This window comes from Pseudomonas psychrophila HA-4, assembly GCF_000282975.1.
GTDB classification, from domain to species: Bacteria; Pseudomonadota; Gammaproteobacteria; order Pseudomonadales; family Pseudomonadaceae; genus Aquipseudomonas; species Aquipseudomonas psychrophila_A.
In genome coordinates this window covers 1-1,329 of the sequence record NZ_ALJC01000061.1, presented here as the reverse complement: position 1 = coordinate 1,329, position 1,329 = coordinate 1, and the positions used below count along the sequence as shown (strand labels likewise).

The window sequence follows — 1,329 nt, the reverse complement described above, 5'->3', positions numbered from 1 at the left end:
TGAACGAGCCCCATGAAAGACAGGACACCGTTTCCCCCTTACGATAAGGGATAGGCAAACGGTTATGTTTATGACTAACAGCAACGATAAGAGTGGGGAGCTTTTGGGCCAAGAGCGGCGGCGCCGCTGGAGCCCAGAGCAAAAACTGGCCATGGTTCGCGAGAGTCTTGAGCCAGGGCAAAGCGTTTCGGTAGTGGCTCGGCGTAACGGCATCAATGCCAACCAGTTGTTCTTGTGGCGCAAGCTTTACCAGGACGGCAGCCTGTCGGCGGTCAGTGCTGGCGAAGCCGTGGTGCCTGCTTCCGAGTTGAGCGATGCGCTCAAGCAAATCCGTGAGCTGCAACGGATGCTGGGCAAGAAAATGATGGAAGCGGAAATCCTCAAAGAGGCCGTGGAGATCGCCCGGTCGCGAAAATGGATTGCGCACTCACCCTTGTTGCCGGGGGACGACCAGTGAAGCTGGTCAGCGAATGTCTCGGTGTGGCGCGCTCGCAATTAACGGTTCGAATCAAGCAATCGGCATCGCCCAAAGTACGGCGAAGCAGGCCTGTGGACGATGCTGAACTGGTGGTTGAAATCCAGCAGCAGATTAGCGAGCTGCCCAGCTACGGCTACCGTCGGGTCTGGGGATTGCTGCGTCGTGCACGTGAAACCCTGTTGCTGCCGGCGATCAACGTGAAGCGGGTTTACCGGGTCATGCGTGATCACAACTTACTGCTGGAGCGGCGCATCAAACAGCCCGGGGTGCCGCGTCGGCACGAAGGCCGTATTGCGGTGCAAACCAGTGATACACGTTGGTGCTCGGACGGCTTTGAGTTCCGCTGCGAGGACGGCGCGAAATTGAGCGTGACCTTCGCCCTGGACTGCTGTGATCGCGAAGCCATCGGTTGGGTCGCGAGCCCGACCGGGTACAGTGGCGATGACATCCGGGACTTGATGCTGGAAAGCGTTGAGAAGCGTTTTGGTGACCAACTGCCGACAACGCCGGTGCAATGGCTAAGCGACAACGGCTCGGCCTATACCGCCGAACAGACGCGCCTGTTTGCTCGGCAGATCGGCTTGCAACCGGTGACCACCCCAGTGCGCAGCCCGCAGAGCAACGGCATGGCCGAGAGCTTCGTGAAGACGATCAAACGTGATTACGTGGCGCACATGCCCAAGCCGGATCGCGAAACGGCGCTGCGCAACCTGACCATTGCCTTCGAGCATTACAACGAGCAGCATCCGCACAGCGCCTTGAACTATCGCTCGCCGAGGGAATTCAGGCGCTTAGCGGCAACATCAATTTAACAGGGAGTTGGTGTCCGGTTTTGTAGGGGCAAGTCCAGG

General features: G+C 58.8%; 1 protein-coding gene. It reads left to right on the top strand.

The genetic code is table 11. From position 1 onward, the window contains the following. Positions 1–70: 70 nt before the first annotated feature. A protein-coding gene (locus B347_RS25805) for an IS3 family transposase (protein ID WP_423812774.1) occupies positions 71–1,290 on the top strand; the annotation gives its coding sequence in 2 pieces (ribosomal slippage) (positions 71–416 and positions 416–1,290; 1,221 coding nt in all). Positions 1,291–1,329 lie beyond the last annotated feature (39 nt).